At 67.8% G+C, this 6,657-nt stretch carries 7 protein-coding genes and 1 tRNA gene; 7 read left to right on the top strand and 1 reads right to left on the bottom strand.

Annotation, left to right across the window (positions count from 1 at the left end; genetic code table 11):
• Positions 1-99: 99 nt before the first annotated feature.
• On the bottom strand, positions 100-1,326 hold the full coding sequence (locus ACFWUZ_RS31220) for a pyridoxal phosphate-dependent aminotransferase (RefSeq protein WP_384380368.1): 1,227 nt from the start codon (positions 1,324-1,326) through the stop codon (positions 100-102).
• A gap of 204 nt (positions 1,327-1,530) precedes the next feature.
• Here ACFWUZ_RS31220 and ACFWUZ_RS31215 point away from each other — a divergent pair.
• The 7 genes from ACFWUZ_RS31215 (at position 1,531) to rplJ (ending at position 6,559) form a co-directional block, all read left to right on the top strand.
• Positions 1,531-1,603, top strand: a tRNA-Trp gene (locus ACFWUZ_RS31215).
• A gap of 106 nt (positions 1,604-1,709) precedes the next feature.
• Positions 1,710-1,991, top strand: a complete 282-nt coding sequence (gene secE / locus ACFWUZ_RS31210) for a preprotein translocase subunit SecE (RefSeq protein ID WP_362055165.1) — start codon at positions 1,710-1,712, stop codon at positions 1,989-1,991.
• An 84-nt stretch (positions 1,992-2,075) separates the two neighbouring features.
• Positions 2,076-2,999 (top strand): transcription termination/antitermination protein NusG, encoded by a 924-nt coding sequence (nusG, locus tag ACFWUZ_RS31205; protein WP_384380364.1) that lies wholly within the window; start codon positions 2,076-2,078, stop codon positions 2,997-2,999.
• Positions 3,000-3,192: 193 nt separating this feature from the next.
• Positions 3,193-3,627 carry a 50S ribosomal protein L11 gene (gene rplK, locus ACFWUZ_RS31200; protein WP_384380361.1) on the top strand — a complete coding sequence of 145 codons (435 nt, stop codon included), beginning with the start codon at positions 3,193-3,195 and terminating at the stop codon, positions 3,625-3,627.
• A 92-nt stretch (positions 3,628-3,719) separates the two neighbouring features.
• Entirely contained in the window at positions 3,720-4,448 is a 729-nt protein-coding gene (gene rplA, locus ACFWUZ_RS31195; RefSeq protein ID WP_008739733.1) for a 50S ribosomal protein L1, read from the top strand.
• 200 nt (positions 4,449-4,648) lie between these two features.
• Positions 4,649-5,512, top strand: coding sequence for an LppX_LprAFG lipoprotein (locus ACFWUZ_RS31190; RefSeq protein ID WP_384380358.1), 864 nt, complete (start codon positions 4,649-4,651; stop codon positions 5,510-5,512).
• A 516-nt stretch (positions 5,513-6,028) separates the two neighbouring features.
• Positions 6,029-6,559 carry a 50S ribosomal protein L10 gene (rplJ, locus tag ACFWUZ_RS31185; protein WP_030710304.1) on the top strand — a complete coding sequence of 177 codons (531 nt, stop codon included), beginning with the start codon at positions 6,029-6,031 and terminating at the stop codon, positions 6,557-6,559.
• The last annotated feature ends 98 nt before the right edge of the window (positions 6,560-6,657 follow it).

Raw genomic sequence — 6,657 nt, 5'->3', positions numbered from 1 at the left:
GCCGGGGGGCGGGGGGGGGGGGGCCCGGGGGGGGGGGGGCCTTTTCTTCGTCGGGGCGGCCCCGCGGGGGCCCCCCCCGCTCAGTCATGTCCGGGGTGGTCAGGCCTTGGCTTCCGCCAGGAGCTTCTGGACGCGGGACACGCCCTCCACCAGGTCCTCGTCGCCCAGGGCGTAGGAGAGGCGCAGGTAGCCGGGGGTGCCGAAGGCCTCGCCCGGGACGACCGCGACCTCGGCCTCGTCCAGGATCAGCGCGGCGAGCTCGATCGAGCTCTGCGGGCGCTTGCCGCGGATCTCCTTGCCGAGGAGGCCCTTGACCGAGGGGTAGGCGTAGAACGCGCCCTCGGGGACCGGGCAGACGACGCCGTCGATCTCGTTGAGCATCTTGACCATGGTCTGGCGGCGGCGGTCGAAGGCCTTGCGCATCTCGGCGACGGCGTCCAGGTTCCCGGAGACCGCGGCCAGCGCGGCGACCTGCGCCACGTTGGAGACGTTGGAGGTGGCGTGCGACTGCAGGTTGGTCGCGGCCTTGACGACGTCCTGCGGGGCGATGACCCAGCCCACGCGCCAGCCCGTCATCGCGTACGTCTTGGCGACGCCGTTGACGACGATGCACTTGTCGCGCAGGGCGGGGACCAGCACCGGCAGCGAGGTGAAGGTCGCGTCGCCGTAGACCAGGTGCTCGTAGATCTCGTCCGTCATGACCCACAGGCCGTGCTCGGCGGCCCACTCGCCGATCGCCCGGGAGTCGGCCTCGCTGTAGACGGCGCCGGTCGGGTTGGACGGGGAGACGAAGAGGACGACCTTCGTGCGCTCGGTGCGGGCGGCCTCCAGCTGCTCGACGGAGACCCGGTAGCCGGTGGTCTCGTCGGCGACGACCTCGACCGGGACACCGCCGGCGAGACGGATCGACTCCGGGTACGTGGTCCAGTACGGGGCGGGGACGATGACCTCGTCACCCGGGTCCAGGACGGCCGCGAAAGCCTCGTAGATCGCCTGCTTGCCGCCGTTGGTGACCAGGACCTGCGAAGCCTCGACCTCGTAGCCGGAGTCGCGCAGCGTCTTCGCCGCGATCGCGGCCTTCAGCTCCGGGAGGCCGCCGGCCGGGGTGTAGCGGTGGAACTTCGGGTTGCGGCAGGCCTCGACCGCGGCCTCGACGATGTAGTCCGGGGTCGGGAAGTCGGGTTCGCCGGCCGCGAAGCCGATCACCGGGCGCCCGGCGGCCTTGAGGGCCTTGGCCTTGGCGTCGATGGCGAGGGTGGCGGACTCGGAGATGGCGCCGATACGGGCGGAGACGCGGCGCTCGGAGGAAGGCGTTTCAGGGGTCATGCGGCCAATCGTCCCAGACCGCAAAGACGAGCCGCACGCCGTTTCAGGTACCGGACCGATGCCGGGCGCAAGCACGTCAGCTCGGGTTCTGTTCGACGTCAGGGCCCGGTTCACGTACACTCACCTGTCGTTGGACCTCAGCAGCCGCTCCGAAGCGTGAGCACTCCGTGCACTCGCCCGGATGCGGTAGGTTGGGGGACGCAAAGGGTCGTAGCTCAATTGGTAGAGCACTGGTCTCCAAAACCAGCGGTTGGGGGTTCGAGTCCCTCCGGCCCTGCTCCACACTCCTTCTCGGATGTGTGTGCGCAGGTACGTACTTCGATGCAACGCCGTGCGGCGCAACCGGGCGCGGTACGGCCACGACCCGGATTCAGGTGAGAGACGTGACGGACGCCCTGGGCTCCATCGACATGCCTGACGCCGAGGACGAAACTCGCGAGAAGAAGGCCCGCAAGGGCGGCAAGCGCGGCAAGAAGGGCCCTGTGGGCCGGCTCGCGCTGTTCTACCGCCAGATCGTCGCGGAACTCCGCAAGGTTGTATGGCCCACTCGCAACCAGCTCACGACGTACACCACCGTGGTGATTGTCTTCGTGGTCATCATGATCGGTCTGGTGACCGTGATTGACTATGGGTTCCAGGAAGCCATCAAGTTCGTCTTCGGCTGATCCCCGCGGAGGGCGGCGCCTTGATGGGTGCCGCCCGTTTTCGCATGTTCCACCACCTTTTGTATCCAGGAAGAAGCAGCCACCGTGTCTGACCCGAACCTGAACGTGAGCCACGACTCCGTCGAGTCCGTCGAGGACGAGCTCGACATCGTCGAGGCGGCAGACGCTGTGGACCCCGACGAGGCCGAGCACGCCGACGCCGAGGCGGGTGTCGCCGCCGAGGAGGCCGCGCTGCACGTCGAGGGCGAGGTCGACGCCGAGGCTGAGGACGACGCGGAGGCCGAAGAGGCCGCCGACGCCGTCGAGGACGAGGAAGAGGCCGACGTGGTGGCCGAGGCCGACGCCGACGCGGAGGCCGAAGAGGCCGCCCCGGCAGAGCCCGCCGAGCCCGTCGACCCCATCCAGGCCCTGCGCGACGAACTGCGCCTCCTGCCCGGCGAGTGGTACGTGATCCACACCTACGCCGGCTACGAGAAGCGCGTGAAGGCCAACCTGGAGCAGCGTGCCGTCTCGCTGAACGTCGAGGAGTTCATCTACCAGGCCGAGGTGCCCGAGGAAGAGATCGTCCAGATCAAGAACGGCGAGCGCAAGAACGTCCGGCAGAACAAGCTGCCCGGTTACGTTCTCGTCCGCATGGATCTGACGAACGAGTCCTGGGGCGTCGTCCGCAACACGCCTGGCGTCACCGGCTTCGTCGGCAACGCGTACGACCCGTACCCGCTGACGCTGGACGAGATCGTCAAGATGCTCGCCCCGGAGGCCAAGGAGAAGGCCGAGAAGGCCGCTGCCGAGGCCGCCGGCCTGCCGGCGCCCGCCGTCAAGCGCACGATCGAGGTCCTGGACTTCGAGGTCGGCGACTCGGTCACCGTCACCGACGGCCCGTTCGCGACGCTCCAGGCGACGATCAACGAGATCAACCCGGACTCGAAGAAGGTCAAGGGCCTCGTCGAGATCTTCGGCCGCGAGACCCCGGTCGAGCTCAGCTTCGACCAGATCCAGAAGAACTGACCGCGCTGATCGGCTGCGCGTGCGTCACGGCTTCTGAGCCACAGCTTCCGGACAGGTCAGATCGCCCCTCGCGGGCGGTCTGACCTGCTCGGTTTTTAGCCCCGTACCGATACCCGTTATCGTGGTGCGGTATGCCTCCATCCGGATGACCGGATCGGTGGCTGAAAACTCTCACTAGGACCCGGAGAGAGCAATGCCTCCCAAGAAGAAGAAGATCACGGGGCTCATCAAGCTCCAGATCAAGGCCGGTGCGGCCAACCCGGCTCCGCCGGTCGGCCCCGCGCTCGGTCAGCACGGCGTCAACATCATGGAGTTCTGCAAGGCCTACAACGCCGCGACCGAGTCGCAGCGTGGCATGGTCGTGCCGGTGGAGATCACGGTCTACGAGGACCGTTCCTTCACCTTCATCACCAAGACTCCGCCGGCCGCGCGCCTCATCCTGAAGCACGCGGGCGTGGAGAAGGGCTCCGGCGAGCCGCACAAGACCAAGGTTGCCAAGCTCACCGGCGCCCAGGTCCGCGAGATCGCCGAGCTGAAGATGCCCGACCTGAACGCCAACGACATCGACGCCGCCGTGAAGATCATTTCCGGCACCGCGCGTTCGATGGGCATCACGGTCGAAGGCTGATCCAGCCACACCCGCCCAGCACCACCAGTGGTAGGACCAAGCGCTGGTCCGCACCACGACTCCACGCCTGAAGAATCAACACAGGAGCAGAAGTGAAGCGCAGCAAGACTCTCCGCGCTGCGGACGCCAAGGTCGACCGGGAGAAGCTGTACGCCCCGCTCGAGGCCGTCCGTCTCGCCAAGGAGACCTCCACGACCAAGTTCGACGGCACCGTCGAGGTCGCCTTCCGCCTGGGTGTCGACCCGCGCAAGGCCGACCAGATGGTCCGTGGCACCGTGAACCTCCCGCACGGCACCGGCAAGACCGCCCGGGTCCTGGTCTTCGCGACCGGTGACCGTGCTGCGGCCGCGGAAGCCGCCGGCGCCGACATTGTCGGCGACGACGAGCTGATCAACGAGATCGCCAAGGGCAACCGCCTGAACGAGTTCGACGCCGTTGTGGCCACCCCGGACCTCATGGGCAAGGTCGGCCGCCTCGGCCGCGTGCTCGGTCCCCGTGGCCTCATGCCGAACCCGAAGACCGGCACCGTCACGATGGACGTCGCGAAGGCTGTCACCGAGATCAAGGGTGGCAAGATCGAGTTCCGCGTCGACAAGCACTCGAACCTGCACTTCATCATCGGCAAGGTCTCCTTCTCCGATGAGCAGCTGGTCGAGAACTACGGCGCGGCCCTGGACGAGATCCTCCGTCTGAAGCCGTCCGCCGCGAAGGGCCGCTACATCAAGAAGGCCGCCCTGAGCACCACGATGGGCCCCGGCATCCAGCTGGACTCCAACCGCACCCGGAACCTCCTCGTCGAGGAAGACCCGGCTGCTGTCTGAGCCTGATGGCTCCGGGCCGCCCGCGGCCCGCTCGTGACACCTGAAACGGGCTCTCCGCCCCCCCTCACCGGGGGCGGAGAGCCCGTTTTTCGCGTGCTGTGGGAAATCTGTGCGATTACTGTCCGTGGTTCGACGTAGGGTCACTGTCGGCAACATCGCCGGCACGGTTTGACCGACCGTTACACCTGGGTGGGGAACGCATGAACACGTACCGCAAGAAGTCCGTCGGCGCCGTCCTGACCGCCGTCCTGCTCGTCGGGGGCGCCACGGCGTGCGAGGACGGCAAGGACGCCAAGAAGGACAGCGGCGCCGCCGCACCCGCGCCCTCCAAGGCCGCGGAGAAGCCGGCCGAGGTCACGCCCGCCGCCTTCCTGGAGAAGACGAAGAAGAAGTCGCAGGAGATCACCTCCCTCCGCTACACCATGTCGGGCTCGAACGCCGGGCAGAACATCGCCGCCGAGGCCGCCATGCGGATCAAGCCCTCCGTGGCCATGTCGATGACGATGGCCTCGCCCGAGACGCCCGACGAGAAGGTGGAGATCCGGCTCCTCGACGGTGCCCTCTTCCTGGGCTCCGGGGTCAAGTGGATGAAGTTCGACATGAAGGCCCTGGACCCGAAGGCGGCCGCGCAGCTGGACGCGCTCGGCGGCCAGAAGGGCGAGAACCCGGGGGACAAGGCCACCGACCTCAGCGCCGCCAAGGACCTGAAGACCGTCGGCGAGGAGACCATCGACGGCCAGAAGACCACGCACCTGGCCGGCACCGTCACGCTGGACGAGCTGCGGGCCCACTCGGCCGCGGCCACCCCCGAGACGAAGGAGCGTCAGGAGAAGAACCTGAAGACGCTGGAGGCCCAGGGCATCAAGGACCTGACGATGGACATCTGGATCGACGAGAACGACCAGACCAAGCAGTTCCGTACCCGCGGCAACGGCACCTCGGGCCCGCTGGACGTCACGCTCAAGTTCCTGGAGATCAACAAGCCGGTCGAGGTCACCGCCCCGCCGGCCGACCAGGTCGTGGACCTGGCCGAGATGATGGCGGGCGGCGAGGGCTCCGCCTGAACACCGCCGCGCACCCGGCGACGCCGGGAAGGCCGCCTACCCGAAGACCGCGCCGGTGAAGTCCGCAGCGACGGACATGAGGGTGACCGGCGGCAGCGGCAGGACGGAACAGCTGCGGGCAAGCGCCAGCAGACCGAGGACACCCTGAAGGAGCCCGGCCGGACCCTCAGGGGCGCCGGACCGGGCGGTCTCGACGGAGCCGAGGGCGTCTGTCGCAGGGGCGCGTCCCCGGGGGACCGGTCCGGTGCCCCGGGGGCGGTTCCCGAGGCGATTTGCCTTGGCTCGACCGCTTCGCGTACGCTTCTCCAGAAGCCAAAGACCGCTGGTCGTTGCCGTGCTCGAAAGAGTGCGGTGGCCGAAGGATCCGCTGAGTGCGGACGTCCTGCGCAGGTGTTCGTGGACAAGCTCCCGGAGTGATTCGGTCGAGCTTACGCCCCGTGCGCTTGCGCCGGGGCGTTTCGTTTTGTTCAGCCCCTTCTGAGCGGTCCTCATCACCCGGAAGGAGGCCGACGCTCTATGGCAAGGCCCGACAAGGCTGCCGCGGTAGCCGAGCTCACGGACCAGTTCCAGAGCTCGAACGCCGCCGTGCTGACCGAGTACCGGGGTCTCACCGTCGCGCAGCTCAAGACGCTGCGTCGTTCGCTCGGTGAGAACGCCCAGTACGCCGTGGTGAAGAACACGCTGACCAAGATTGCGGCCAACCAGGCCGGGATCACCGCGCTGGACGAGCACTTCGCTGGTCCGACCGCGGTCGCCTTCATCACCGGTGACCCGGTGGAGTCGGCGAAGAGCCTGCGTGACTTCGCCAAGGACAACCCCAACCTCATCATCAAGGCGGGTGTCCTTGATGGTAAGGCGCTCACCGCCGATGAGATCAAGAAGCTTGCGGACCTCGAGTCCCGCGAGGTTCTGCTCAGCAAGCTGGCCGGCGCGTTCAAGGGCAAGCAGTCTCAGGCTGCCTCGCTCTTCCAGGCGCTGCCGTCGAAGTTCGTCCGCACCGCGGAAGCGCTTCGCGTCAAGCTCGCCGAGCAGGGCGGTGCCGAGTAATTCGGCTCGCGCACTGATCCACGCCGCCTAGTGCGTGGGTCGTAGCGGGCCGTTACGCCCGCCTCTACATACATCCGGCACCTGCCGAATTAGTGGAA

Source organism: Streptomyces sp. NPDC058646, assembly GCF_042716875.1.
In the GTDB taxonomy this organism is placed as follows: Bacteria; Actinomycetota; Actinomycetes; order Streptomycetales; family Streptomycetaceae; genus Streptomyces.
This window is presented reverse-complemented; position numbering and strand designations above follow the sequence as displayed.

Coding starts and splice junctions, on each gene's coding strand:
- ACFWUZ_RS31220 (WP_384380368.1), bottom strand. CDS start 1,326: ATGACCCCTGAAACGCCTTCCTCCGAGCGCCGCGTCTCCGCCCGTATC.
- rplK (WP_384380361.1), top strand. CDS start 3,193: ATGCCTCCCAAGAAGAAGAAGATCACGGGGCTCATCAAGCTCCAGATC.
- ACFWUZ_RS31190 (WP_384380358.1), top strand. CDS start 4,649: ATGAACACGTACCGCAAGAAGTCCGTCGGCGCCGTCCTGACCGCCGTC.
- rplJ (WP_030710304.1), top strand. CDS start 6,029: ATGGCAAGGCCCGACAAGGCTGCCGCGGTAGCCGAGCTCACGGACCAG.